This window comes from Paenibacillus azoreducens (genome assembly GCF_021654775.1).
In the GTDB taxonomy this organism is placed as follows: Bacteria; Bacillota; Bacilli; order Paenibacillales; family Paenibacillaceae; genus Paenibacillus_AQ; species Paenibacillus_AQ azoreducens.
This window is the reverse complement of sequence record NZ_AP025343.1, coordinates 3,324,887-3,350,491: the sequence shown is the minus strand read 5'-3', so window position 1 is coordinate 3,350,491 and position 25,605 is coordinate 3,324,887. Positions and strand designations below refer to the sequence as shown.

The window sequence follows — 25,605 nt, the reverse complement described above, 5'->3', positions numbered from 1 at the left end:
CGTAAAGTTAAATTCTTAAAGATACTTCCTCATGGATATCGCAAGAAAACAACATGAACACGCAATCTGATCCTGGCGTGAGCTTATAGATATGGCCGCCCTTGGTCAGTCCGCATGAACTTCAAAAACGCCTGCTGCTCCCATGCCGCCTCCGATACACATGGATACCACTCCATGCCCCCCGCCTTGACGGCGAAGTTCGTTAATGAGCGTTGCGGTCAGCTTGGTTCCCGTACAGCCGAGCGGGTGTCCAAGCGCAATTGCGCCGCCGTTGACGTTAACCTTTTCTTCATCTAGACCCAGCTCCCGAATGATATGAACACATTGGGAAGCAAATGCCTCATTGATTTCAAAAAGCTTCACGTCATCTTGCGTTATCCCTGCCATTTTCAGTGCCTTTGGGATCGCCTTTACCGGCCCGACGCCCATGATTTCCGGTTCCACGCCGCTGAGTGCAAAGGAACGGAAGGTAGCCAGCGGCTTCAGGCCGAGCTCCTCCGCTTTTTCCCGGCTCATGACGACCACGGCTGCCGCACCGTCGCTTGTTTGCGAAGCATTGCCCGCGGTTACGGTACCATTCAGTTTAAACGAAGGTTTTAGCTTGCCTAGAATATCAACCGTTGTATCCGCGCGAACGCCTTCATCGGTATCGAATGTAATGGATTTGGCAAGAATTTTTCCTTTCTCGTTCACGCTTTTCAGTTCAACCTGAACGGGGATGATTTCATCTTTGAATTTTCCTTCCGCAATCGCCTTGGCCGCCTTCTCATGGGAACGTGCCGCAAACCGATCCTGATCCTCGCGGGAAATCCCGAAACGCTCCGCAACTTCCTCCGCCGTATGCCCCATTCCGATATACACTTCAGGCATTTCGGCCACGATATTGGGGTTCGGAGAAATTTTGAATCCGGTCATCGGCACATGGCTCATGCTTTCCACGCCGCCGGCAATCAGCACATCCGCTTGGCCGAGCATCACCCGCTCTGCGGCAAAGGCGATAGACTGCAATCCGGATGAACAAAAGCGGTTGATGGTCAACGCCGGAACCGTCACCGGGAAACCGGCATACAGCGACATAATGCGGGCAAAGTTGAGCCCCTGTTCCCCTTCCGGCATGGCGCAGCCGATGATGATATCCTCCACATCTTCTTTGCGCAGACCCGGAGCACGCTCAATGACCGCTTCTAATACGGCTTTCCCGAGATCATCCGCCCTGGTTTGCGCCAAACTGCCTTTTTTGGCTTTTCCGATGGCGGTACGGGCCATGGATACGATTACTGCTTCTCTCATTCGATTTCACCCTCCCTGGGATGTTAGTTTCGGAGTGCCTTGCCTTTAGTTAGCATATAGTGCATCCGCTGCTGCGTTTTCGGTTCGCCGCAAAGACTGAGGAATGCCTCGCGTTCCAGATCGAGCATATACTGCTCGGTCACAAGCGATCCGGCAGGGACATCGCCGCCGGCGAGCACATGCGCCAATTTTTTGGCTATGAGCAGGTCATGATCAGTGATATATCCGCCGCGCTTCATTTCAATGGCTCCAAGCTGCAGCACCGCTTTGCCTTCGGAACCGGCGACGCGGATTTTTTCTTCTGGAATCGGCTTGTAGTCCGTATTTGCAAACCCCAGCACCGTCTGTTTGGCTTCATGGATGGAAAAGTCCTGATTAGCCACCACCCGGTCGGTAGGCCGAAGATATCCAAGTCTTTTCGCGTCATAACCGCTGCTGGATACGGTAGCCGTACCAACCGTTTGGAATGCGTGATTGATGAACGGCTGCAGTTCAACGCCGTCCACGATCGCCTGCTGACTTGCGCGAAGCGCCAGCTCTTTGCAGCCACCGCCCGCAGGAATCAACCCTACCCCGACTTCGACCAAGCCGTAATAGGTTTCCGCGGAAGCCACTACCTGATCGGCAGGCATGCAGGCTTCCACCCCGCCGCCGAGGCACATCCGGTGAGGAGCGGCTACGACCGGTTTTTCAAAGCGTTTCACCTTATACATCGTGTTTTGGAATTGATGAATGATGCCGTTGATTTCATCCCACTCTTCATCCTGGGCTTCCATAAGCAGGAGCATGATATTGGCTCCGACGCAAAAATTACGTCCCTGGTTGGCAATAACCATACCCTTATAATTTTTTCTGACTTCATCCAAACTCTGAGTAATCATGCTCAGGATGTCTTCGCCGATCGCATTGTTTGGCGAATGGAATTCCAGGCATGCTACATCATCGCCCAGATCGATCAGGCTTGCACCGCTATTGCCCTTGATGACTTTATTTCTTTCTTTCAGGCTGCGCAGATTGATGACTTCGGGCGCAAATTCCACTTCTTTATACTGCGATGTGCCGATCTGAATGGAATACAGCTTTCCTTCTTCTTTCTTATAGAAAGAGCTGTTTCCGGCCGCGATCCATTCCTTGACCCATGCCGGCACGGACAAACCTTCCGCCTCCATCCGTTCGACTGAACGCTGAAGCCCGATCGCATCCCAAGCCTCAAACGGCCCGAGCTCCCAAGAAAAGCCCCACTTCATGGCATCATCGATTTCTTGAATTGAATCCGCAATTTCGCCGACCTTTTCCGCCGAATAAACGAGCACCTGCTTTAGAATGTCCCACGCCAATTTGGAATAACGGTCATTGGCTGCAAGCAATGCCTTGGTTTTTTCCTTCGCCCCTTTGGCCAGCTTGGCAGCTTCCAGTGAAGCCGACTTCGGTTTCTTCTGCGGTACATATTCCATTGATGTCAGATCAAGCGAGAGTATTTCGCTGCCGCCCGAAACTTTTTTCTTGACATAAAATCCTTGACCGGACTTCTCGCCAAGCCAACCTTTCTCAACCATGGTTTGGAGCATAGGGGGAACCGCAAATATCGACCTTTCGGATTCGCTCAACACGTGATTGTAGACGTTATCCGCCACATGCACGAATGTATCCAGCCCCACCAGATCCAACGTGCGGAAGGTTGCGCTCTTCGGGCGCCCCATGGCAGGGCCGGTAACCGCATCGACTTCCTCGACGGTAAATCCGTTTTCCGTCATTTCCTTGAGCGTGACCAACAATCCATAGGTTCCGATTCGGTTGCCGATAAAGTTTGGCGTGTCCTTGGCCAGTACAACGCCTTTACCAAGCACCTTTTCGCAGAAGCCTTTCATAAAGGATACAAGCTCCGGCCGGGTATGCTCACCAGGGATGATTTCAAGCAACTTCATATATCGCGGCGGGTTAAAGAAGTGCGTGCCCATAAAATGCTCTTTGAACTCGTCGCCGCATGAAGCTGCCATGTCGTTGATCGAAATCCCGGATGTATTGGAGCTGACGATCGTTCCCGGCGTCCAGACGCTTTCGATTTTTTGCAACAGTCCTTTCTTGACTTCCAGATTTTCGACGACGACTTCAATGATCCAGTCCACTTGGGCCAACTTAGACAGATCGTCTTCCAGATTCCCTGCCGTGATGCGGCTTGCAAACGAGTTGTCATAAAGGGGGGCCGGTTTCGTTTTGGCCAGCTTCGCAATCGCAGATAGCGCCAGTCTGTTTCTTACGGCCGGGTTTTCAAGAGTCAAGCCTTTTACCGCTTCTTCTTCCGTCAGCTGCTTAGGCACCACATCCAGCAGTAAGCATGAAATTCCGACGTTGGCCAGATGTGCCGCGATACCGGAACCCATAATTCCGGAGCCGATCACGGCCGCTTTGCGAATGGTTTTGTTCATTTTGCGCTTGCCTCCATTTCTAATCCTTTATTGTGAGCGGGTTGATCGCCGAATACGGAAAACTCCAATATTTCCGCGATATCCTTCGCTTTCACACGGTCTTCGACTTCCTTCATTTTCGTTCCGTCCTCCATCATCGTCAGGCAGTAAGGACAGGCGCTGCTGATCATGCTTGGATTCACTTCAAGAGCCTGCTCCGTGCGCGCCAGATTGACGCGTTTGCCGGAGGTCTCCTCCATCCACATCATGCCGCCGCCGGCGCCGCAGCACATGGCGTTTTCCCGGGTGCGTTTCATTTCGACCAGCTCCACCCCAGGGATGGCTCTAAGCACATTGCGCGGCTGATCATAAACGTTGTTGTAGCGGCCGAGATAACAGGAGTCATGATAGGTGACGCGTTCCTTGACTTCATGTTTGGGCATTAGCTTGCCCTCGCGGATCAATTGGTCCAGAAGCTGCGAATGGTGAATGACTTCCACTCCTTCGAGGCCAAACTCCGGATATTCGTTTTTGAATGTATTAAAAGTGTGAGGACACGCGGTTACGATTTTTTGTACGCCGTATTTCTCGAAAATCTCGATGTTCTCCATGCAAAGCTGCTGAAACAGCATTTCATTGCCCATCCGGCGCGGCGTATCGCCTGAATTTTTCTCCTCGTTGCCCAGAATGGCGTAATTGATCCCCGCTTCATTCAGTAATCTGGCAAAAGCACGGGAGATTTTACGGCTGCGGAGATCGTAAGAGCCCATAGAACCGACAAAAAACAAATATTCAAAACCGGGATTATCCTTGACGGTCGGCACCTTGATCCCTTCCACTTCCCCGCTCCAATTGGCGCGGTCTCCCCGGCTTATGCCCCATGGATTACTTTGTCTTTCGATATTTTGCAGGGCGCGCTGGCCTTCGACCGGAACGCTGCCCTCCATCAGCACCAGATGTCTGCGCAAATCAATGATTTTATCCACATGCTCATTGCCAACCGGGCATTGGTCTTCGCAATTGCGGCATGTCGTACAAGACCAAATTTCTTCTTCGGTCATAACATCGCCGATTAGATTCAGTTCCAGCGGATTTTTCGCCTGTTGGGACCAGGTGGATTTTTGCCAGGAGAGCGTCGGGCGGATATCCGTTATTTCACCGCTGTTCCAGTTCAGTTCGCAGCCGGATGGGGTTAACGAATGGGCGCCCCCTGATTCAAAAGCAAATTCGGGCACAAAAGGCGATTTGCCGGTAACGGCGGTACCTTTTTCCGTTAAATGATCCCGCAGCTTGACGATCAAATGCATTGGGGAAAGCACTTTACCGGTATTCGAAGCCGGACATACGTTGGTGCAGCGCCCGCATTCAACGCAGGCGTAAAAATCTATCATTTGCTTTTGGGTAAAGTCCTCAATTCGACCGACGCCGAAGGACTCCGCTTCTTCATCCTCCAAATCCAGTTTGCTAAGCTTGCCGACCGGTTCGGAGCGCCCCAGGTAGATATTGACCGGAGCCGTAATTAAATGAAAATGTTTGGACTGTGGTATATATACAAGAAAGGCGAGTAAGATGAGCAAATGCGCCCACCAGACCACGTAGAATAAAACTTGGGCCGCTGTGGCGGATATACCGCCGAATATGGCCGCAATCAGCGAAGAAATCGGTGCCAGGCCCGAGGCCTCTTGTCCCAGCCAAACTCTTTCGAAGCCGAGCGACAGCACAACCGATAGCATGATGAAGAAAATAAGGAAAAGTACCATGCTTGGCTTCCAGCCTCTTTTCAGTCTTGCGAGCTTCTCGCCGTACCGGCGGTATGCCGCATAACCGATGGCAACCAAGATAAGGAGGACGGTCAGCTCCTGCAAAAAGCCGAATACATCATATGCCGGGAGCGGAAGATGGCCGCCGTTTGTCAGCCCTTTAACGATTAAATCCAGCGCCCCGAATTGCAAAATAATAAAACCGTAAAAAATCGCAAAGTGCATGATGCCGCTTTTCATATCCTTAAAGAGTTTCTTCTGCCCGAAGACTTGCGAAAGAAATTCAGCCCATCTTCCCTCGCGCTGCTTGCGGAAGTCGGCCGGCTTTCCGAGCCTGACATACAGGATCCGGTGGTATACGGCCTTGTAAAAGAGATAGATGCCGTAACCTGCCGCAGCTAAAAATAAAAGTAAGTTGATGATCTGCCACACCATCCTCGATCCATCCTTTCTTAATATAAAAGTAAATTAATCCCTCTATTAGAATAGTAAGCGATTACAAGTATTGCTTATAAAGATAAACGCGATCAATATCAACCTGCTCAAGACGTTTACAAAATCATCGCAATAAATCTTGTCTGAATCATTGACAACTGTCATCGTTTACCATAAGATTAAGAAAAAAATGAATGAGTATTCATTCAGTTATCTGAATTCTAACACTGGGGTGGCCTGATGACAAGTAGAAAATTGGAAAAATATGAGCTAATTTTGGATGCAGCATTAAAAGTCATTGCGGAGAACGGTTTTCACGGTTCCCAAATTTCCAAAATCGCAAAGGAGGCTGGTGTCGCAGACGGTACGATATATCTATATTTTAAAAACAAGGAAGATATCCTTATTTCCCTGTTTCAGGAACGGCTCGGAAATTTGGTCGCCATGTTCCACAGCAGCATCAAGGAAAGCAACACGGCGGAAGATGCGCTGCGCAAGGTGTCCGAGATTCATTTTACCGAACTCGAAAATAACGTGAATCTCGCCTATGTGACGCAAATTGAATTGAGGCAAAGCTCGCTGGAGCTCCGCAAAGCCATCGGCCTTGTCGTGAAGCCCTATATTCAGCTTATCGAGCATATTGTAGAAAGAGGCATGTCGGAAGGGATCTTCCGGCAGGATCTGGATCCGAAAGTGACGCGGCATTTGATTTTTGGCGGCATGGATGAAGTCGTCACCTCTTGGCTGATTTCGGACCGGAAGTACTCCCTCTCCGCCCAGGTTAATAAAACCGTTGAGTTTTTTTTGAAAGGCCTGAAATAATTCTTATTGATGATGACCTCCCCTTATAGTGATTTGCAGTTTGCTTTTTGGGTCTGTACATTGCAGCGGGGACGCCTGGAACCGGATTTTGAACGATATCAAAAGCGGTCTTTGTAAACAACCCCTAAAATGAGAGGAGCTTGCCAGATGAATATCTTTGTACTGCTGAAACAAACCTTCGATACCGAAGAAAAAATCGTGATTGAAAACGGAAAAATCTCCGATGACGGCGTGAAATACGTGATGAATCCTTACGATGAGTACGCAGTAGAAGAAGCGCTGCTTCAGAGGGATCAGCACGGAGGCAAAATTACCGTGGTCGGCGTGGGTCCCGACCGGACGGCGGAGGCGCTTCGGACCGCATTAGCCATGGGAGCGGATGAAGCGGTGCTGATCAATCATGACGGTGCCGAGGCGGATGAATATACGATATCCCGTCTTCTCGCCGCCTATCTGGGGCAACAGTCATACGATCTCATTCTTGGCGGCAACTTCTCGGTGGACAGCGGCGGCGGGCAGGTAGCTGTACGCGTGGCGCGGCTGCTCGATATTCCGCATACCTCCTCGATCACTAAACTGACCATTAATGGACAACAGGCAATGGTGCAGCGTGATGCCGAAGGCGACACGGAAACGCTTGAAGTCGCCCTTCCGGCCGTATTCACGGCGCAGCAAGGGTTGAACGAACCACGGTATCCCTCCCTGCCCGGCATTATGAAAGCCAAGAAAAAACCTTTCCAACAGCTGGCCAGCAGCGAGCTTGGCCTCAACGGCAGCGACACGGAAGCCAAAACAACCCGAGTCTCCCTTTCCCTTCCGCCGCAGCGCCAGGCCGGACGCATACTTCAAGGCGATTACGCCCAGCAGGCGGTTGAATTGGTACACCTGCTGCGCACGGAAGCAAAGCTCATCTAATCATCGAGGAAACGAAAATCCTGACCATGTTTAAGGAGGAATCTGGTAATGGGTAAAACGTATGTGGTGGTTGCAGAGGTTCGCGGAGGCAGCCTGCGCCAAGTTACTTTGGAAGCGCTTCAGGCTGTTTCCATCGCCAAGGAGGACGGAGACGTTACGACGGCAGTCCTGATCGGCTCGCAAATTACGCCGCTAGCAGCGGAGCTGGCTAATGTCGTGGATGGTCAAGTCTATTCCATCGATCATCCGGAACTGGAAGTATATAATCCCGAAGCCTATTTGAATGTCATGAAACAAGTCTTCGAACATGTCGCCCCGGACGTTGTTGTGCTTGGACATACCGCGCTGGGTCGCGATTTGGCACCGGCTCTTGCCGCTCATTTGGGAGCGGGCCAAATCTCGGACGTGACCGCTATTGATAAACAAGACGGCGACGTTCTATTCACCCGCCCGCTGTACGCCGGCAAAGCTTTTGAGCAAAAACGGTTTAACGGCGGTCCGCAGGTTGTAACAATCCGTCCGAATAACGTTGAACCAGCGGCGGCCGTATCATCTCCGGCTGAAATCATCGAACTGGACTATGCGCCTTCCGGCTCCCTCCGCTCGATTGTCAAGGACATCGTCCGCAAAACTTCGGGCAAAGTGGATTTAACCGAAGCCAAAATCGTCGTCTCCGGCGGGCGCGGCGTCAAAAGCGCGGAAGGCTTCAAGCCGCTTGAAGAGCTGGCCGATGTGCTGCATGGCGCTGTCGGCGCATCCCGCGCGGCCTGCGATGCCGGCTACTGCGATTATTCGATGCAAATCGGCCAGACCGGCAAAGTGGTGACGCCTGAAATCTATATCGCCTGCGGCATTAGCGGTGCAATCCAACATTTGGCTGGCATGAGCCAATCCCGGGTCATCATTGCGATCAACAAAGACCCTGAAGCTCCAATCTTCAAGGTAGCCGATTACGGCATCGTCGGCGATTTGTTCGAAGTCGTTCCTCTGCTGACCCAGGAGTTCCGCAAGGTGCTTGTATAGACTGTGTAGGGCAATTAGGCAAAACATTAGCGCCCTGCTCATTCTTAGTCTATAGATGTTTGGTTTCGCATAAATAACACAATTCAGCCCTTCCGCTTTCTGACAGAAAGCAGGAAGGGCTTTTATACGTCTCGTACTTGTTTTGTAAAAAGGTTGCAAGAGTGCATCCTTTCTCTCTCATGTTTCGGCTTAAACGGAAAACGCCTGCAAAAATGCATCTATTCACCTTATTTTCCTCAAAAAAACGAATTCAGCACCCTAAATTCCTGCACTTTCGTAAACTTTTCCATGACCTGAACGATTTCTCCGGAAAAAACTGCACTGTTGTAATTTTTCTGTTTGACACGAATCGCCACGTTCATCGTTTAGTCTTCCATCCGATCTTAAGTTGCATTAAATCTTACTGTTTTTCTTACTTTTCTTGTTCACCATCGCCCTGGTTTTCGTCAAACATAGCCTTCAAATCCTCGATTTCCTGCGCGTTCAGCTTTTTATCCTGCAAAAAGTTGGCCAACATCGGCTTTAAAGCTCCGCCGTACAATTTTTTCATGAACGATTTGGTTTCGGACCGCAGATATTCCTGCTCGCTGATGATAGGATAAAACAGATAGGCGCGCTTCGAACCCTCTTCCTGCTTCGCCCCCGCAGCTTCCTTCTGCACCAGCCGATTCAGCAGCGTCCGGGTCGTATTCGGGCTCCATTCCATTAGCTCTGCCATTTGCTTAACGATCTCGCTGGATGGGCAATTCGGATTTGCCCACAACACCCGCATAACTTCCAACTCCGCATCCGTAATGGAAGGTATTTGTTTCATGCATGAAACCTCCAAAGTCATTTTAAAAAATACAGCTGCAATTTAAATACTACGGTTGTAGTCAGGTGATGTCAACTTATTTTGTCCATGAATTTAAGCGCAGGGCCTGTATCCTAACCTCTACCACTTACGAATCAAGAACCAAAATAAGATACCTTATCCATTCGGAACGTTCATCCCATGCATAATGAAAGGCAAGGCGGATTGAATATACTCTTCCGGCTGCATACGGCTGTTCAGCCTCCAATCGATCGAAGCCCCGTATATCCCCCAGCTTAACATTACCGCCGCAATCCGAAGGGATTCATCACTGGCCACATGATGCCACTGCAGCAGCATCTGGTAAAAAATCCGCTCCAGCTCGCTTTTGATAATCTCTTCGATCGTTGTTGCAAAAGCCTCAAAACTTCTGGGACACTGAGCCCCCAGCGTGGTTTGAAAACGAGTCAAGATCATGAATACTCGAACTACCGCCGCTTCATTCAGCTTATCCAAATCCGTAATTTCACCGATCACTTTGGTCATCAGATCTTCTCGCAGCACCTTGTCCAACAAATCATGCTTATCCGTAAAGTGGTAATAAAAAGTAGCCCGGTTTACAGTAGCCTCGGATGTGATGTCTCCGATCGTGATATCTTTAAAATCATGTTTTTTCAAAAGCAAAACGAATGCATCCATAATCAGTTTACGTGTACGAACAATCCGTGGATCGATTTTCTTTTCGGTCATGATGGGCTCCAATCTATCATTTTTTAAACAAATAATGAATTTTGTCGTATATACGATAAAAATCAAATAGTAAGGGTTGCGGAAATTTCGAAAGTTGCTTACAATTCTACTATACAACAGATGTTGTACAAATAATAGTCGCAACACAAGATATATGAATTTGGCATTCATCCCAATTTACATCATCTTGGTATCCGACAAATGGAGGAATAAAATAGCATGAACGTGTTAGTAATTAAAGCAAATAACCGCCCTGCAGCAGAGGCTATTTCGAGCAGAATGTACGAAACATTTATGGAAACCATCAAAGGTGCGGACAACCTGAATGTGACCACTTATGATGTATTCGCCGAAGACATGCCGTACTTTGGTCAAGAACTCTTCAGCGCATACGGCAAAATGAACAACGGCACCGAATTAACTGACGCGGAAAGCCGCCTCGTAGCCGCCAAGCAAAAAGCTATGGACGCTTTGTCTGCAGCCGACGTGGTAGTATTCGCCTTCCCTCTTTGGAATCTGACGATCCCTGCCAGACTGCAAACTTTTGTTGAATATGTCTATGCAGCCGGTTTTGCGTTCAAATACGACGCAGAAGGCAACATGATCCAACTCATGACCGATAAAAAAGCAATCTTCCTGAACGCGCGCGGCGGATTTTATACCGCTCCTGAAGCCGCTCCAATGGAAATGGCCGTGAACTATATGCGCAACGTATTCGGCGGCGTATTCGGCATGGAAATTATCGACGAAGTGATTATCGAAGGCCATAATGCAGCACCTGACAAAGCGAATGAAATCATCGAAGCAGGTTTGAACCAAGTGAAAGAAACTGCGAAAAAACTGGTGCTTCAACACGCATAAGCCCATTTACCAGCTTTAACCGATTGATATAAACACCTTTATGGCTCCGCTGCGGCGGCGGTTGTGAAGGTGTTTTTTTCATTCAATAAAAAATATATAAAATCAAAAGAGGTTTGGAGCAAGAAATACATTATATCCGCTAGTGCAAAGAAACGATTGAGCTGGTGGTGGCTTGTTCCGAATTGTGGACGACTAACCCTCGAGATTCAAATCAAGTTGAGGAAAAGGTCATTTCATTTTCGAAGGTTGAACAGGCATTTATGAAAGATCCCTAGCCGAAATCGCAGGCAATCGCTATGAACAATCGGGGACTTGCTATGATCTATAGCTCCCCGCTCCTGCTTTTGATATGCTATAATGAACCGGTGCGTTAAAATGCATCACTTATGGACTTTGCAAAAAGCCAAATATGGCTGTTAAGGGTTTTGCAAAATCCCAGGCAGAAGAAATCCGGATGCGGCTGTCGCCGCCCGGGAGAGGTTCGCGAACTCCCTCTATAAAAAACTAAGACCACCCATTCTGGTCTCTTTCTGATTGGGCTTGTTTTTTTATGGCAGTTCAAGAACTCTCTCTCTTCGAAGGTAGAAGCGTCATCACGCTTGTACAACAAATTTTGAAGATGGAGAGGTTTTTTTATGCTCAAAAACGAAAAAGCGGTTGTCGTTTTCAGCGGCGGCCAAGACAGCACCACCTGCCTGTTCTGGGCAATGCAGCAATTTGCGGAAGTCGAGACGGTTACTTTTGATTACGGTCAGCGCCACCGGCTCGAGATTGAATGCTCACAAGCGATTTCAAGGGAGCTTGGCGTGAAAAACACCGTTTTGGATATGAGTCTGCTGAATCAGCTCGCTCCAAACGCGCTTACCCGCAGCAATATTGAAATTACGCAAGAGGATGGCGAACTGCCGAGCACCTTTGTCGAAGGACGTAATCATCTGTTTCTCAGCTTTGCGGCTGTGCTTGCCAAGGTGTCCGGAGCCAGACATCTGGTTACAGGTGTGTGCGAAACGGATTTTAGCGGTTATCCGGACTGCCGGGACTCTTTCGTCAAATCGCTTAACGTGACCTTGAACCTGGCGATGGACTATAATTTTGTGATCCATACTCCGCTCATGTGGCTGGATAAAGCCGAAACATGGGCGATGGCGGATGATCTCGGCGCATTTGATTTCGTGCGCGAACGGACGCTGACCTGCTATAACGGTATCATCGGCGACGGCTGCGGCGAATGTCCTTCCTGTCAGCTGCGCAGCAGAGGCCTGGAGCAATATCTGGAGCGCCGTACGCAGGAGGCAGGCCGATGAGCCGGACGCCTGGTGAATTTCGCATCGTCGATAAACTTCAAAAGCTGGGAACGGATATTCAACCAAGCGATTTGAAATACCGCCATTACCGTATTATGGTCAGCAAGGAATTCACGTTTGATGCCGCCCATCACCTGCATGCGTATGAAGGGAAATGCAAAAATCTGCATGGCCACACGTATAAAGCAATTTTTGGAATCAGCGCATACCCGAACGAGATCGGGATTGCGGCCGATTTTGGACTGGTCAAAGAAATATGGAAACAGCGGATCGAACCGTATCTGGACCATCGTTATCTTAATGAGACACTTCCTCCGATGAACACTACGGCGGAAAATATGGCCATTTGGCTGTATGAACAAATGGAAACCGCGCTGGCTGCAAAACCATATGCGGATCTGATTGAACAAGGACGCACGGAATTCGTGCGCTTATATGAAACTCCAACGAGCTATGCCGAATTCCGGCGGGAGTGGGTGGAATCATGAATGCAAACAGTAGAGCGATTAAATCCCCTCCTTCTATACCGGTGCTCGAGATTTTCGGACCTACAGTCCAGGGTGAAGGGATGGTCATCGGGCAAAAAACGATGTTTGTCCGTACCGCCGGCTGCGATTATCGCTGCTCCTGGTGTGACTCCGCTTTTACGTGGGACGGGAGCGGTGTCAAGGATATCCGGAAGATGGATGCCCAAGAGATTTGGGAGGAACTGAAACGCGTTGGCGGGGACCGATTTTCACATGTAACGATTTCCGGCGGCAATCCGCTGCTTTTGCCCGGTCTTTCTCCGCTCGTCAGCCTGCTGAAAGCATCCGGCATCCGGATCGCTGTGGAAACCCAAGGCTCCCGCTGGCAGGATTGGTTGGCGGATATCGATGAAGTAACGGTATCGCCAAAGCCGCCAAGCTCAGGGATGACCACCGATTGGGAGCAGCTTGACGTGATTGTAAACATGCTCAGCAGACGTCAAGTACCTTATGCGTACAGCTTAAAGGTTGTGATTTTCGATGACCGCGATCTGGAATACGCGCAAACCGTGCATTGCCGTTACCCCGGCGCGCCGATGTATTTGCAGGTCGGTAACAGGGATGTGTCGCGGATGGACAAAGACCAACATGCCGCCGATCTGGTTCGGCAATATGAAGAACTGATCGATAAGGTCATGGTATCAGATGCATTGAACGATGTGCGGGTGCTTCCGCAGCTACATACGCTTGTATGGGGCAATAAACGCGGCGTATGAACGTTAAAAACGAATTCAACGAAGGAGGAACAAGCGAAAAATGACTGGCAGACAACCTGAAGAAATGAAAGATTTGACGCTTCTCGGCAACCAAGGGACGAAATATGCATTTAAGTACGCGCCCGAGGTGCTGGAGAGCTTTGACAATAAACATGCGTACCGCGATTATTTCGTTAAATTCAATTTTCCGGAGTTTACGAGTCTGTGCCCGATTACCGGCCAACCGGATTTCGCCACGCTGCATATCAGCTATATTCCCGATCAGAAGATGGTCGAGAGCAAGTCGCTTAAACTGTATCTTTTCAGCTTCCGCAACCACGGCGATTTCCATGAAGACTGCATGAACATTATCATGAATGATCTGATTAAGCTGATGGAACCGCGTTATATCGAAGTCTGGGGTAAATTTACGCCCCGCGGCGGAATTTCGATCGACCCTTATTGCAACTACGGAAAGCAAGGAACCAAATATGAACAGATGGCCGAGCAGCGCCTGATGAATCATGATTTGTATCCGGAAAAGATCGATAACCGCTAACAGAGAGCAAACAGAAAAAACGTCGAAGCGACGAACTCTCTTAAGAAAAACCGCAGGCTTCTTCCGCCATATGGACGGATATGCCTGCGGTTTGCTTATTGGGACAATGTATGCACAGCTCGGAACCGACTCGGAACCATCAAACAGCCAATCCACCGAACCGTCCGGCAGCGCGATATACCCATCGAGACTCATGGCGATATACAGTACCACTTTGTTATCTTTTAATTCACTCATGTTTAATCTCTCCTTTCTGCTAATATGTTACAATATATTTATGACACACTATGTCGTAGTTAAATTGTATTTTAAAGACAATCCTTCTGCCCCGTGAAAGGAGTATAATTCATGAACGAACGCAGAGTAGCGATAATGAGAATGCTCGATTCCCGCAAAAAATATACCGCCAGGGAGCTTGCCGAGAAATTCAATGTATCGATAAGGACGATCCAAAGAGATCTGGACTATTTGCAGCAGACCGGACTGCCGCTATATACCGAAACCGGACCGCATGGCGGCTACCGGGCCCTTCCGAACCGCCTGCTTCCCCCGCTGCACCTGTCCCGTGACGAAGCGATGGGATTGTTCCTTATGTTGAAGCTGCTGGAAGATATTCCGGATATCCCTTTTGGATCCGTACGTGCCCATTTATCCGAGCAATATTATGCCGAGCTTCCCCAAGACGTTCAGGAGAATATCGACCAGTTGAAAAACTATGTTTCCTTTCGCGTAATCCCGACGCAAGCACCGTCGCCATACACATCCATCATTCTGGAAGCAGCGATGAATAAGCGCCGCGTCAAGATGCGTTATCGATCCGCTTCCGGGGAAAAAAGTTTTGAAGTGTTCCCCATCGGACTTTATTGGGATCACGGATATTGGTATATGCCGGCATACAGCAGAGAGCGAATCATCTTGTATAGATCGGACCGGGTGCTTGAAATGGCGATCCTGGAAGATACCCTTCCCGATCTCCCTACACTACAAACCTGGCTGGCTTCGGAAGATCCCCGCGAAGGGGTGCCGGCAAAAATAAAGTTCACTCCGTTTGGCATGCGTCTGGCCGGTTCCGATCCATTATTTCAGCAAATGAACGAACAGGTTTGGCAAGGAAACATTCCACGCGAAGAGTTTGCTTATATGTCCAGGCTATTATTAAAATATGGCCCGGATGCGGAGGTTGTTTACCCGGCGGAGCTGCGGGAAATGGTTAAGCAGCTGCTGACGGACAGCCTCGCTCCCTATATGAACCATGCTAACAGCGCCTATAAAATAAAAGAGACTTGATATAAAGTTAACAAGTTTCTGTTCAAACTGTCGGGATTTTCTAAGGCAGCCTGGGACCGCCTCCTTGTATATGGAAGCGGTCTTTTGCTTAGCTTTCCAGTATGTCACGACTACAGCGTACAACCTCTTGAAAATGCCTTTAGTTGCAGTTTTTTGGCGCCGCCTGAAGCCGGTCCGGGCGGGATAAATAATCTCTCATGCCAACGTTTTTGCCGTATATAACATCAAACATCGACTCCAAAACATTTTTTCCATCGTCTCATTGACAAATGATTAGTTTTAGTAATATAGTTTTATTAAAACTAATTAAAGGTGGTGCACGATAGTGTACGAACTTCTAGTTCTTTCCTTGTTAATGAAATTTCCACTGCATGCGTACCTGATTTCGAAAATAGCGAACGATACGATAGGCCCATGGGAAAAGATCAGCCGCGGCACGCTTTCCACCCTGCTCAACAAACTCTACAAAGACGGATTGATTCAAGATGCGGAGCCCGCCAAGATTCCTTTTCCTACGGAGCGTTCTTCCCGAACGTACGAAATTACGGATCGTGGAAAAAAACGGTTTTTCGAGCTCATGGTGGATACGGAAAGAAACGCGGGCAACTACCCGAAAATATTTCACATCAAAGCGATTTATTTGGAGTTTCTAAGCTTTGAAGATCAGTTGTATTTGGTCAACCATTACATGAAATATTGCCAAAAAGCAATTGACCATATTCGGCAGCAGCAGTCCGAGTTTGATGAGCATCCCGACATGCTTCAGCCGATGCAGAACACCCCCTACTATCAGACCATACGCGGAATAATGGAACTGCAGCTGGACCAGTGGGAGCTTGAAAGGAAGTGGGCGTCCCGGTTAAAAGAGCAATTCGGCAGGAGTCTTAAATAGGAAATATAATTAAGAAAAGAGGGATTTACGAATGGTACAACAAAAAGTGGAAGCGCAAATCAGCGCATTGTTCGACCGGCTGTTTGCCGCATGGAGCGACGGGGACGGCAAAGCATTTGCAGCATGTTTCACCGAGGATGCCGACTACGTCGCCTTTTACGGTCAGCACCTCAAAGGCCGTCAGGAGGTAGAAAGCTCCCACCAGGAATGGTTTAACGGCGTGCTGAAAGGCACTCAGATGCAGGGAAACATCAGCGCCATCCGGTTTCTGAACGATCATACGGCCATTGTCCACTGTATCGGCAACACCAAAAAACGCCAGCAAAAAAACTACCCCAGAAACAGGGAATCAATCAACACGAACTTGGTTGTTCTGCAGGACGGAGAATGGAAAATCACCGCATTTCACAACTGCCGCATCAAAGAGTTCAATTTCCTTATCAAGTGGCTGATGAAACGAAACAGCAAATAAATACGGCAAAAGACAAAAAAAGAGGCCGAGGCCCCTTAAGTAAAGACATTAATTATTAATGATATTAATTTTTATAAAGTCTGCAAAATATCTTCGAGCTGCCTTGCTCCTTGCGTTTCCAACATCTTAGCCTTTTCCAGAAGGGAAACCGCCTGCGTCACACCATCCTTATCATTGGGTTCGCCCCCTTGAGGGTAAGGAAACAGCATATGGAGTTCATCAAATGCCTCGCCAAGCCCGCGATAAGTTTCGGAAGCATCCATCAATAATGATGCTGCCTTAGTGTCCGCTTCCCCAGACCGATCCCAAGAACGTGCCAGCTCGCTCAAAAACTGAGCCGCATATTTCCTGCTTTCCCCAATGACAACGATGTTATAGGCATTGCCGTTGGGCTCCACCGTCTTGTTCCGAAACGCTGCAATCCAGGCATCGTAGGCGGCGAGCCCTTTGACGGCTTCCGCCGGAATCTTTGTTTCCCTGCCATGATAATGATCCAGGATCATCTCCAAAGCGCCGCGCGCCCTCTCACGAAACGGCAAATCAAATGTGGAATCCACCGCCAAAACGAAGATTTCCTCCATCACTCCCCTGCCTAAATTCTCATACGGAAGCGTGTCCTTCCGGCCGCATTCATTGAAATAGAGCACTTTTTGCTCGTCATCGTATCCATACAAGATGCCAAATTCCGGAATACAGAGATCCCAAGCCATTACCGGGTAGCCCCTGTCCAATGATTGTTGGATCAAATCGAGCGCTTTGGGAAGTGCCTGATGGATATCTCTTTTGAGCATGGCATTCGGCCCCTTCTTAGACTCATCCATCAGATTGGTATTTTCGCCGATCCCGGGAGTCAGTCCATTCACGATCCGAACGTTCAGCCCCAGATTGCGCATTCCTTTTGTAAATATGTCTGCGAAGTCAAATGAAGTAGGTCCCGCAATATGAACGTTTTCAGGCAGCACGTTGATGCGAAAAGCCAAACCTGTCAGCCCCATCACCATGGCTAAAGATTGTTTTTGATCGGTTGCCTGCACCAAACCATGCAGCACGCTGCCTGCCGTGCACCATGAAGCTTCCTGTTCTGCCGTTAAGATCATCTTGCTCATTTTTCCCCAATCCCTTCTCGTTTGGATGTATGAGTCAACGGTGATACGGATTCTTTCCTGAATCACTTTTTTACGGGAGCGGGACAATATTTGGTATACATTCGCCGAAGACAAACTGAATTGACGGGCAATCTCCTGTGGCGACAGCTGATCGAAAAAATGCGCTTCAAACACCTGCCGTTCCCTGGGTTTAAGGCATGAAATAATATCAAGCAAAACATGCTGCATCTCCATGCGCATCAGCCGCTCTTCAGGAATGTCCGCTTTGCGGGACTCCGCCTCCATGGACTGGCTTATCCGCTTCAGAACGTAGTCCAAACGGTTCCACTTTTCCGGTTCTTCTTCAAATGAACCCGCCCCGTTTTCAAGACTTGTAAATGTCACTTCCTGCCTGCGCCCTTCTTTTCTCAGCCGCGTCATCGCCTGGTTGCGCACGATCCGGTGAACCCAAGGCAAAAAACGTTCCACATCAACCAGCTTGCCCAAGTGTAAAAAAGCTCTGATCAATGCATCCTGAACGAGATCCTCCGCGGCATGCGTCTCCCGCATCATGCTTCTGGCATACCCGTAAACCTTGGAGCGATGCCGGCGTATGAGTTCCCCGAAAGCTTCCCTGCTTCCGGATTGCGCCTCTTTTACCAAATCCGCGTCATTCATTTCTTTTATGTCCGTGACGGCTCCCTGCATGTGATTCAAAATCGATACCCCTCTCATAACATTGACTTACTCTATAGACTCCAGAAGGTATGGGTTTCTGACAAAACGCTGATAAGTTTTTTTAGATTTTCTTGGATCAACTTTTTTCAAGTCTCTTCATTATCTCTCATCATTTGGGCTGGAGCCAAGCAGATAAAAATATAAAAGATAATTTGCACAACCGGATAAATGGACCGAAACGACTTTCCGCTTTTATCCGTCTAATCATTGGGAGTCATTAAAATTTGCCTTAAGAGCTGGGAGGAATATATAAAATGAAAAAATGGGGTTTAATCGCCGCATCTGCTGCCGCAATTTCGCTGCTTTTGTCTGCAGCACCGATTTATGCAGTTGATCAGCCCGCAAACGATGAGACTCAAAATGCGCAATCACCTTCGGTTAAAATGGATCCGACGGTACAGCTCCGTTTGACCGAAGTCTTGTATAAGCTGGCCGGAAAACAAGCCATTGAATTTACGAGTGTGGATTCGTCCCATGAAGATTGGGAAGTGAATGGCATACTCGGCGGAAAAACCAAGGGAGAATTCATCCAGCGCTATAACAGCGCAAAAGGACGTGTCGAGTCTACCATTATAATCTATAAACAAAACGATCTGGACAACGTCATGGATGCGGCGCTTCGCGGCAAAATGTCATCGTTCATCAAAACCTTCGGCGGAAGCCAGCCATTCCAATCGGATCGATTTTGGCGCGTATACTCGCCTTATCAGGATAATATCCCCCGGAATTATTGGGTGTTTTGGGGAATTGACCAAAGCTTGTACATTGACCTGGACAATAACAACAACATTAGCGCAAGCGTCGCGTACCCCTTAAAAAAGGTACCGGCTCAGCTCAACAATACGGCTAACCGTTCCATCAAAACGCTGGGAATCAGTATCATCAAGCCGTTCAATAATGTTCAGCGGCAAAAAGACGGCGATAAAGAATTTGTGTGGAAATATCAAGACAATGATGACGTAAATCATGTGATCATCGGAGTGCAGAGCGGAAAAGTTTGGGAGGTTGAAAATTTGTCCGGCATGGACTGGGCAAACGACCAGGACTTTGCCAAAACGTTTGCCAAGCCGAAACTCAGCAAGGCGCAAGCCATTTCTGCAGCCAAACCCAAGGTAAAGTCACTGTTTGGAATCAATCTGGATGGATACTCCGTGCAAATTAAACAAAACGAATACACCTTTTCGAAAAAAGGGGCTTTATCCATCGCCGGTAAAATCAATAAACAAGGGAAATTTTATTCCTTGCAGCTTATACCCGCAAACGGTGTCAGGAATTAATTGGGCCTTTCGGCTAAAAGACCGCAAACAGACTCTTTTGCAAACCGATCCCGTTATCCAAACAAAGTCTGCTTAACCATCGGTCTTTCAGACCATCAAAATTCTTGTTTAAACCCTTCCGTTGGCAGACAAAAAAGAAGCGTTCCTGCATTGCAGGGCGCTTCTTCTTCTGACTTTGATTATTAGTCTGCTAACATATTCATGATCTTCTCAGCCGTCTCTTTCCCGTTTGCGATGCAATCCGGAATGCCTACCCCATAATAGGAGCAGCCGGAAAGCAATACATTAGGGAAGTTTTCCTCCATTTTCGCCTCGAGCGACTTCACGATCTGATGATGCGTAATATGATAATTCGGCATCACCTCATGCCACTTGGTCACATTAAAAGTAAGCGGCTGGCTGGCAATGCCCAGGCTTGCCTTTACATCCCCCATGCCAACCTTGAGCAGTTCTTCCTCCGTCAGCTCCAACAGTTTCCCATAATCCGGATTGGTGCTCTTGTAAAATAGTCTCACCAGCAGCCGCCCTCCCATCGACGTGTGTTCCCATTTCCGGCTTGTCCAGGTGCAGGCGTTGCATTTGACATCTTCGCTATCTGCCGTGATGAATCCCGTTCCATCTGCCGGCAGCTCACGGTCAGGCACGTCAAAAGCAATGTACACGCTGATGAGCGAGCTGTGCTTGAATTGATTGAACTCCTCATCCAGGAGGGAGTTGTTGAGCAGCTTCTGCGCAGAAGTCGACAATGTGCTAAAGACTGCCACATCTGCTTCAATGACTCGCCCGTTCTGCAAAACGACTTCATATCCGCCTTTTCCCAAAGGGTTAAGCGCCTCAACGGATACTCCTTTAACAATTTCGGCCTGGGACAGACTGTCCTCAAGACCGTCGATAAACTGTGACATACCTTTCCGGAACGATAGGAATTTTTTGCCGCCTCCGCTTTGGAATTTGTCTTTATTGGCTGACAATCCTTTAATGATGCTGCCGTATTCGTTTTTGTAGTCGATCAGGTACGGCAGCGTGGACGCAATGGTCAGATCGCTTAGTTTGCCCGAATATACCCCCGACAGCACGGGGGCAATTTGTTTCTCCACGAATTCTTTTCCGAAAAAAGCTTCCAAAAAGTCGCCGACCGAATCATCTTTCGTAAACCGTTCGTTTGGCGTGTACAAGTCCTTTAATGCCTCGACCTTGCCTTCAGCCGATACCAATTCGGTGGTCGCGAGCGATTCGATGCTGGTTGGAATGCCAAACACGGATTCCTTCGGAATTTGTTTCAGCTTCCCTTCCGAATATATGTATGAAATCCCCGTCGCATTATAAACGACCTCGTCTTTCAGCCCTAATTCCTCAATCAGTTCGGCAGCGTTGGTCTTGCGGGTGACGATAGAATCCGCGCCTGTCTCCATCGTGAACTCCCCATCATGCTCCGTTCTGATTTTGCCCCCCAGTTGATCGCTTGCCTCCACAATCGTAATGCCGATTTGCCGGCCGCTTTCGCGGGCTGCTTTTTGCAAATAATAAGCGGTAGACAACCCTGTAATGCCTCCGCCGACCACAACTACCTTTTTCAAATTGGGGACACCTGCTTCCGTCAAATTTTCGATGGTATTATTATATCACAGGCTTATCTTCCAAATAGCCCGTTCATTTGTGACGTTCCTCTGACAAAAACAGGGAGCTTGCTTAACCGCTATTGGGCTAACCTTTGAAAGAACCGCTGCGTATTGAAGGCGGGACATCTTCTTGAACAAAACAGAAAAAGATCCGGCGGCACGGTCTGCCACCGGATCTGCTATTGAATCACTATCCCGAAATCGGCGTATCCACTTTCCCTTGGGATTGGGCAAGCAATACAAGCACTTGGGCGGCCTCTGCTTTGGTTACGGTTTTGGCAGGCTCGAATTTGCCGTCCTTAGCCGTCATCAGCCCAAGTTTCATCACCAGTTCTACAGCCCCCTTGTTTTGTATGGCTGCCGCATCCGATAGGCTCATGACTTTTGGATCTGCTTCGGACAATTTGGCGATGCGATCATAATGCAAAATATCAACGATCGTTTCGGCCAGCTTTTCCCGGGTCAACTTCTGCTCCGGACGCAGCTCGTCAGACTTAGCATTGCTGAACCAACCGCGGTCAGCAAAAAACAGTGCGGCCTGGGCATATGGACTCTCTGCCGAAACATCTTTAAACTGCTTGCCGATCCGGTCCGTGTCGGAATAGGATTGATCCGGAGACACCGCTTTTGAGATCATGATTAATAGATCGCCATAGGTAAGCTCGGCATCCGGATGAAGGAGTCCCGCGTTGTCCGGCGCAATAACGTTGTATTCCAGCAGTACGGCAAGCTCTTTGCTTGCGGCGTGCGCTGACGCATCGGCAGGAAGGTTCGCCGCCGCCCCGAGCTCACTGGCATACGGAAATCCGTATATTTCGCTTTTTCCCGTCACGGCATTCAGGAACTGAAGACTGGTGCTGCCTTTAAATGTCGGAACATAGCTGAGCGTAATCGTTGGCTCCATATATCTGCTTGAAGTATAAAACCCTCCGCTTGAACTGTATCTAAGCTCTGCTCCCAAAGCTTCCTGATATGTGCGAAGCGCATCCTCTGGTTTGATTTGGGCCGACAGCGCATCCAATTCCTTCTCGTAACCGGCAGAGAGCGAAGGATTGGTGTTGTACGAAAGAAGTTTGCCGCTTCCATCCAGCACGACGTTCACCTGATGGTTATAGATCGGCAGATCTTTGTAAAACTGTTGGAATACGAAAATGTATCTGGTTTTGCCTTCCGAGACATCCACGCGGGATTCATTGGAAAGCTTGAGCACTTTAGATGCATCCGGGTAATGGCGGAGAACAAATTCGATCGCCTTTTCCTTGGCTTTCGCTTCGGAAATAGCGGGCTCTTCTTTTTTGGCATTGCTGTCCGCCTTAACTTGCTCGCTGCCGCCATGCTTCGCAAACTCCGAAAATTGGGTAATGTCATAATTGATGAGCTGGCCGTTATCCGCATCTACCATCATGCTAACGCTATCTCCCGGCACACCTGACAAATTACGGCTATTCCAGTACAAGTTCCAAACCTGCTTCCCTGTATTCATCCAATACTTTGACAGGGAGGAGTTTAGAGCGTAATCTTTGCCGACGGGTACGAGGTCAGAAAATAACTGAACAACTTCCTTTGAGGTCAGCGTCTTGCCCTGGCGTGCGGTAAAAACCGCCGCGCTTGACGGCAGCGCCGTATATTCCAACGTTTTGGGAACCTTGGTTTCCGGGGTCTGCAGCGGACTCACCCGTTTTCCCGTATTGGCGTCCATCGTTGTCAAATAAGGCGTGGGTATATATTCAAGCCGCCAATCCTTTTTGGCATTCGACGGGTTGTACATTTCGTTGAATGGCACATAAGCAAGCGTAAGGGATAAATCCTTTTTGAATGAGGCCACAGCGTCGGGAAAAGAAATGGCAGGTTTAGCCGATGGATATTTTTTCGCGGACGTTGTACGGCTGTAACTAAAAATGCGGCCCTTGCCGTCGACCGTGACATTGATGGTCTCTCCATCCGAAGGGATGCCGTTTACTTTGAGATTGTAGCTGAAATTGTACATGACCGGACCGAATAATGAGTTTTGACTCCGATAAAGCACATCCTGCGAAACAAGATCTCCGGCCTTGGTGGAAGAGGCTGCTTTTGCGATAAAGTCTTTTGCCGCCTTCTCAGCCTGCTCTCTCGTGATTTCCGGCGGATAATAGGCCTTATCCTCATATGAAAGATTATATGGCTGATAGAAATTGAGCACATCCCCCGTAATCGCATCCACGCTCGTATCAAACCCGAACGTGCTGTTTCCCTTCGTAATAGACCAGTTTAATGTCCATACCGATTCGTTGCCCATGGAATCATCGTTTTCATTGTAGCTGGAACCAGCCAGCTTCGCCTGTTCCAAAATCGGAAACAAAGCGATCATTTTTTTCGCCGCTTCCTCTTTGCTGATTTTAGCCTTGTCTTCGGCTGCATGATCCGCCGCTGCTTTATCGCCCGCCGATTGTGTTTTCGAAGCACCTGTTGTGCTGCCATACGAGCTTCCGCTCTGAGTGAAAGATTCCGCCCATATAGGCGCCTGCAGCATGCTTAGGCCAATGGTTCCCGCAAGAACGGTTCGGGCTACTTTTTTTGCGGGAGCACCCGCACGGGTATATCTTTTTTTGGAATGTTTCCGATGCATCTTTTCAACCTCCATCTTCCAGATTAAACCAAATCTATTATAACACGTCCCCTTCCATTTTACGGCAATTACCTTGTGTTCATGTTAAAAATGTTTTATGCTGAATTCGTAATATGAGCAAAGGGGAGATTTCGATGAAAAATCGGAAGCGTAAACAGGCAAAATCTACGCAGCCATCGCCAGTACTAGGTGGACGCATAACTTGGAGCCGCAAGCCGATGACCCAGGTCGTCGCCAACAAAAAAGCGGAACAGCGCCGAACGTGGTGCCGAAAAGGCACGGACGACGGCGCTTATTTTTTTTGGGCCCCGCAAAGTATTTGGAATAAGCATCGAAGCATACGCCATCAGACGCAAGGAACAACGCCACTTTGGCGATCTCTTCAGGTGTGCCTGTTCTTGGATTGGCTCAAAAATGATATTTTGAACAGTATTTCTTACGGAATTTTTACGCTATATAAATATAGCGCATACGGTATCCCGTTAAACTTAAGCTGATCCGTACTGATCAGATGCCAAAATCGGTATTCGATATATTGGTGGCTGTCAAAAATTTGGCGGTCGAACAGCTCTGCTGCAACACGACCGGCTCTTACATATCCGTCCCGTGCAAACTCTAAATCACCCGATTGCTGCAGTTCTCGGATCGTGTTCATAATTTGGGTGTCAAAAGCGTCTTCTTCGAGGCCGACTATCTCGCCGTTTTTCCATATACGCAGCGTGTCTGTTGTCTTCGCCAGCCTCATCCAATCGGCAACCAATGCCTTGTTGGTTGATTCATCTACAGGGGGAACAGCATCTATCCGGCCAATCATCTCTTGCAGCGTCTCCAAAGGCAACAGAGCTACATAATGTGGATCAACCTCCGGCTCATATTTATGCTCGATTTCTTGATATAATTGGGTCACATTCATGATATGTATTGGGTTTTCCTTACCGTTTAACACGTACATAGCAAGTCTGAGCGATATCTGCTCATGGGCGTTATCACCGCACCACAGATAAATCCGGCGGTTTTCCGGGATATTGGCCAGCTCCTTGATGACAGCCTCGAGCTGATGCTCACGGTTCATCAATTTTCCAAACATGGCATGGTTCAGCCTCTCTTCCATCCAGCGATCCCGCTGAAGCCGGCCGTGCTCCTCATGAATTTGCCGAATGGGTCCATAGGAAAACCAGTCTTCCCAATGGATGACCCTGCTTTCCAGCCTTCTGCCACACCCGCTCAGGGCTACTTTCATCGAACCGGCAGCTGAAGGCGCGAACACAACATGAACGTTGATTTCCTGATCCAGCCGTTCCTGCTCCTGACGCAAAAGCTCGTCTACGATGCGAAAAATGTCTTCCGCCAGCGGAGCATGTTTTCCTCCCTGCAGCTCTTTTTCGCACCGTTCCATCATCCGGTAAAGTGTATATTTTCTCATGCCATCATCTGCGGTATTCAACCGATCCAGTCTTTCTTGCATTGTCTTCCCCCTTATCCATGTTTCAT

Annotated in this window: 21 protein-coding genes, 1 pseudogene and 1 riboswitch; of the genes and pseudogenes, 12 read left to right on the top strand and 10 right to left on the bottom strand. The window is 48.8% G+C overall.

Going from position 1 to position 25,605, the window contains the following annotated elements:
- Nucleotides 1–105 precede the first annotated feature (105 nt).
- From L6442_RS14665 to L6442_RS14655, 3 genes are read right to left on the bottom strand one after another with little or no spacing between them, the layout of a single operon-like run.
- A complete protein-coding gene (locus L6442_RS14665; protein ID WP_194230801.1) occupies nt 106–1,290 on the bottom strand; it encodes an acetyl-CoA C-acetyltransferase in 1,185 nt (394 codons plus the stop codon).
- A gap of 23 nt (nt 1,291–1,313) precedes the next feature.
- Nucleotides 1,314–3,716: a 3-hydroxyacyl-CoA dehydrogenase/enoyl-CoA hydratase family protein gene (locus L6442_RS14660; protein WP_212978037.1), complete on the bottom strand. Its 2,403-nt coding sequence runs from the start codon at nt 3,714–3,716 to the stop codon at nt 1,314–1,316.
- A complete protein-coding gene (locus L6442_RS14655; RefSeq protein WP_212978038.1) occupies nt 3,713–5,890 on the bottom strand; it encodes a heterodisulfide reductase-related iron-sulfur binding cluster in 2,178 nt (725 codons plus the stop codon). The genes L6442_RS14660 and L6442_RS14655 overlap by 4 nt, the downstream gene beginning before the upstream one ends.
- Nucleotides 5,891–6,130: 240 nt before the next feature.
- Between L6442_RS14655 and L6442_RS14650 the strand changes: the two genes are divergently transcribed.
- From L6442_RS14650 to L6442_RS14640, 3 genes are all read left to right on the top strand, one after another.
- A complete protein-coding gene (locus L6442_RS14650) occupies nt 6,131–6,712 on the top strand; it encodes a fatty acid metabolism transcriptional regulator FadR (RefSeq protein WP_212978039.1) in 582 nt (193 codons plus the stop codon).
- Nucleotides 6,713–6,859: 147 nt separating this feature from the next.
- A complete protein-coding gene (locus tag L6442_RS14645) occupies nt 6,860–7,627 on the top strand; it encodes an electron transfer flavoprotein subunit beta/FixA family protein (protein WP_212978040.1) in 768 nt (255 codons plus the stop codon).
- Between the two features lie 48 nt (nt 7,628–7,675).
- On the top strand, nt 7,676–8,650 hold the full coding sequence (locus L6442_RS14640) for an electron transfer flavoprotein subunit alpha/FixB family protein (protein WP_212978041.1): 975 nt from the start codon (nt 7,676–7,678) through the stop codon (nt 8,648–8,650).
- A gap of 412 nt (nt 8,651–9,062) precedes the next feature.
- On the opposite strand, the gene L6442_RS14635 is transcribed toward L6442_RS14640, so the two are convergent.
- Together L6442_RS14635 and L6442_RS14630 are read right to left on the bottom strand one after the other, a co-directional pair.
- The gene (locus tag L6442_RS14635) at nt 9,063–9,464 is read right to left on the bottom strand and encodes a BlaI/MecI/CopY family transcriptional regulator (RefSeq protein WP_212978042.1); all 402 of its coding nucleotides are present in this window, start codon (nt 9,462–9,464) and stop codon (nt 9,063–9,065) included.
- A gap of 156 nt (nt 9,465–9,620) precedes the next feature.
- A complete protein-coding gene (locus L6442_RS14630; RefSeq protein ID WP_212978043.1) occupies nt 9,621–10,193 on the bottom strand; it encodes a TetR/AcrR family transcriptional regulator in 573 nt (190 codons plus the stop codon).
- A gap of 219 nt (nt 10,194–10,412) precedes the next feature.
- Here L6442_RS14630 and L6442_RS14625 point away from each other — a divergent pair, with 219 nt between their 5' ends.
- The 5 genes from L6442_RS14625 (at nt 10,413) to queF (ending at nt 14,139) form a co-directional block, all read left to right on the top strand.
- On the top strand, nt 10,413–11,054 hold the full coding sequence (locus L6442_RS14625; protein ID WP_212978044.1) for an FMN-dependent NADH-azoreductase: 642 nt from the start codon (nt 10,413–10,415) through the stop codon (nt 11,052–11,054).
- A 470-nt stretch (nt 11,055–11,524) separates the two neighbouring features.
- Nucleotides 11,525–11,568: riboswitch (PreQ1 riboswitch) on the top strand.
- Between the two features lie 121 nt (nt 11,569–11,689).
- Entirely contained in the window at nt 11,690–12,358 is a 669-nt protein-coding gene (gene queC / locus L6442_RS14620; RefSeq protein ID WP_212978045.1) for a 7-cyano-7-deazaguanine synthase QueC, read from the top strand.
- Nucleotides 12,355–12,846, top strand: coding sequence for a 6-carboxytetrahydropterin synthase QueD (queD, locus tag L6442_RS14615; RefSeq protein ID WP_212978046.1), 492 nt, complete (start codon nt 12,355–12,357; stop codon nt 12,844–12,846). The genes queC and queD overlap by 4 nt, the downstream gene beginning before the upstream one ends.
- Nucleotides 12,843–13,601 carry a 7-carboxy-7-deazaguanine synthase QueE gene (gene queE, locus L6442_RS14610; protein WP_212978047.1) on the top strand — a complete coding sequence of 253 codons (759 nt, stop codon included), beginning with the start codon at nt 12,843–12,845 and terminating at the stop codon, nt 13,599–13,601. The genes queD and queE overlap by 4 nt, the downstream gene beginning before the upstream one ends.
- Before the next feature lie 40 nt (nt 13,602–13,641).
- Nucleotides 13,642–14,139: a preQ(1) synthase gene (gene queF, locus L6442_RS14605; RefSeq protein WP_194230814.1), complete on the top strand. Its 498-nt coding sequence runs from the start codon at nt 13,642–13,644 to the stop codon at nt 14,137–14,139.
- A 138-nt stretch (nt 14,140–14,277) separates the two neighbouring features.
- On the opposite strand, the pseudogene L6442_RS14600 reads toward queF, so the two are convergent.
- Nucleotides 14,278–14,376 (bottom strand): annotated as a pseudogene (locus L6442_RS14600) (dihydrofolate reductase family protein); the annotation flags it as partial.
- Nucleotides 14,377–14,487: 111 nt separating this feature from the next.
- On the opposite strand from L6442_RS14600, the gene L6442_RS14595 reads away from it, so the two are divergent.
- From L6442_RS14595 to L6442_RS14585, 3 genes are all read left to right on the top strand, one after another.
- Entirely contained in the window at nt 14,488–15,426 is a 939-nt protein-coding gene (locus L6442_RS14595; RefSeq protein WP_212978048.1) for a helix-turn-helix transcriptional regulator, read from the top strand.
- A 325-nt stretch (nt 15,427–15,751) separates the two neighbouring features.
- Nucleotides 15,752–16,318: a PadR family transcriptional regulator gene (locus L6442_RS14590; RefSeq protein WP_212978049.1), complete on the top strand. Its 567-nt coding sequence runs from the start codon at nt 15,752–15,754 to the stop codon at nt 16,316–16,318.
- A gap of 31 nt (nt 16,319–16,349) precedes the next feature.
- Nucleotides 16,350–16,790 (top strand): SgcJ/EcaC family oxidoreductase, encoded by a 441-nt coding sequence (locus tag L6442_RS14585; RefSeq protein WP_212978050.1) that lies wholly within the window; start codon nt 16,350–16,352, stop codon nt 16,788–16,790.
- A gap of 71 nt (nt 16,791–16,861) precedes the next feature.
- On the opposite strand, the gene L6442_RS14580 is transcribed toward L6442_RS14585, so the two are convergent.
- Nucleotides 16,862–18,583: an RNA polymerase sigma factor gene (locus L6442_RS14580; RefSeq protein WP_212978078.1), complete on the bottom strand. Its 1,722-nt coding sequence runs from the start codon at nt 18,581–18,583 to the stop codon at nt 16,862–16,864.
- 284 nt (nt 18,584–18,867) lie between these two features.
- On the opposite strand from L6442_RS14580, the gene L6442_RS14575 reads away from it, so the two are divergent.
- Entirely contained in the window at nt 18,868–19,890 is a 1,023-nt protein-coding gene (locus L6442_RS14575; RefSeq protein ID WP_212978051.1) for a hypothetical protein, read from the top strand.
- A 182-nt stretch (nt 19,891–20,072) separates the two neighbouring features.
- Here L6442_RS14575 and hemG read toward each other — a convergent pair whose 3' ends face one another.
- The 3 genes from hemG to L6442_RS14560 all read right to left on the bottom strand — a co-directional run bounded on the left by hemG (nt 20,073) and on the right by L6442_RS14560 (nt 25,579).
- Nucleotides 20,073–21,467 (bottom strand): protoporphyrinogen oxidase, encoded by a 1,395-nt coding sequence (hemG, locus tag L6442_RS14570; protein ID WP_212978052.1) that lies wholly within the window; start codon nt 21,465–21,467, stop codon nt 20,073–20,075.
- Nucleotides 21,468–21,699: 232 nt separating this feature from the next.
- Entirely contained in the window at nt 21,700–24,114 is a 2,415-nt protein-coding gene (locus L6442_RS14565; RefSeq protein WP_212978053.1) for a YcdB/YcdC domain-containing protein, read from the bottom strand.
- A 436-nt stretch (nt 24,115–24,550) separates the two neighbouring features.
- On the bottom strand, nt 24,551–25,579 hold the full coding sequence (locus tag L6442_RS14560; RefSeq protein ID WP_212978054.1) for a DUF1835 domain-containing protein: 1,029 nt from the start codon (nt 25,577–25,579) through the stop codon (nt 24,551–24,553).
- Between the last annotated feature and the right edge of the window lie 26 nt (nt 25,580–25,605).

Bases quoted from the DNA above. Each gene is read 5' to 3' on its own strand.
- L6442_RS14665 (WP_194230801.1), bottom strand. From the start codon at position 1,290: ATGAGAGAAGCAGTAATCGTATCCATGGCCCGTACCGCCATCGGAAAA.
- L6442_RS14660 (WP_212978037.1), bottom strand. From the start codon at position 3,716: ATGAACAAAACCATTCGCAAAGCGGCCGTGATCGGCTCCGGAATTATG.
- L6442_RS14655 (WP_212978038.1), bottom strand. From the start codon at position 5,890: ATGGTGTGGCAGATCATCAACTTACTTTTATTTTTAGCTGCGGCAGGT.
- L6442_RS14650 (WP_212978039.1), top strand. From the start codon at position 6,131: ATGACAAGTAGAAAATTGGAAAAATATGAGCTAATTTTGGATGCAGCA.
- L6442_RS14645 (WP_212978040.1), top strand. From the start codon at position 6,860: ATGAATATCTTTGTACTGCTGAAACAAACCTTCGATACCGAAGAAAAA.
- L6442_RS14640 (WP_212978041.1), top strand. From the start codon at position 7,676: ATGGGTAAAACGTATGTGGTGGTTGCAGAGGTTCGCGGAGGCAGCCTG.
- L6442_RS14635 (WP_212978042.1), bottom strand. From the start codon at position 9,464: ATGAAACAAATACCTTCCATTACGGATGCGGAGTTGGAAGTTATGCGG.
- L6442_RS14630 (WP_212978043.1), bottom strand. From the start codon at position 10,193: ATGACCGAAAAGAAAATCGATCCACGGATTGTTCGTACACGTAAACTG.
- L6442_RS14625 (WP_212978044.1), top strand. From the start codon at position 10,413: ATGAACGTGTTAGTAATTAAAGCAAATAACCGCCCTGCAGCAGAGGCT.
- queC (WP_212978045.1), top strand. From the start codon at position 11,690: ATGCTCAAAAACGAAAAAGCGGTTGTCGTTTTCAGCGGCGGCCAAGAC.
- queD (WP_212978046.1), top strand. From the start codon at position 12,355: ATGAGCCGGACGCCTGGTGAATTTCGCATCGTCGATAAACTTCAAAAG.
- queE (WP_212978047.1), top strand. From the start codon at position 12,843: ATGAATGCAAACAGTAGAGCGATTAAATCCCCTCCTTCTATACCGGTG.
- queF (WP_194230814.1), top strand. From the start codon at position 13,642: ATGACTGGCAGACAACCTGAAGAAATGAAAGATTTGACGCTTCTCGGC.
- L6442_RS14595 (WP_212978048.1), top strand. From the start codon at position 14,488: ATGAACGAACGCAGAGTAGCGATAATGAGAATGCTCGATTCCCGCAAA.
- L6442_RS14585 (WP_212978050.1), top strand. From the start codon at position 16,350: ATGGTACAACAAAAAGTGGAAGCGCAAATCAGCGCATTGTTCGACCGG.
- L6442_RS14580 (WP_212978078.1), bottom strand. From the start codon at position 18,583: ATGCAGGGAGCCGTCACGGACATAAAAGAAATGAATGACGCGGATTTG.
- L6442_RS14575 (WP_212978051.1), top strand. From the start codon at position 18,868: ATGAAAAAATGGGGTTTAATCGCCGCATCTGCTGCCGCAATTTCGCTG.
- L6442_RS14565 (WP_212978053.1), bottom strand. From the start codon at position 24,114: ATGCATCGGAAACATTCCAAAAAAAGATATACCCGTGCGGGTGCTCCC.
- L6442_RS14560 (WP_212978054.1), bottom strand. From the start codon at position 25,579: ATGCAAGAAAGACTGGATCGGTTGAATACCGCAGATGATGGCATGAGA.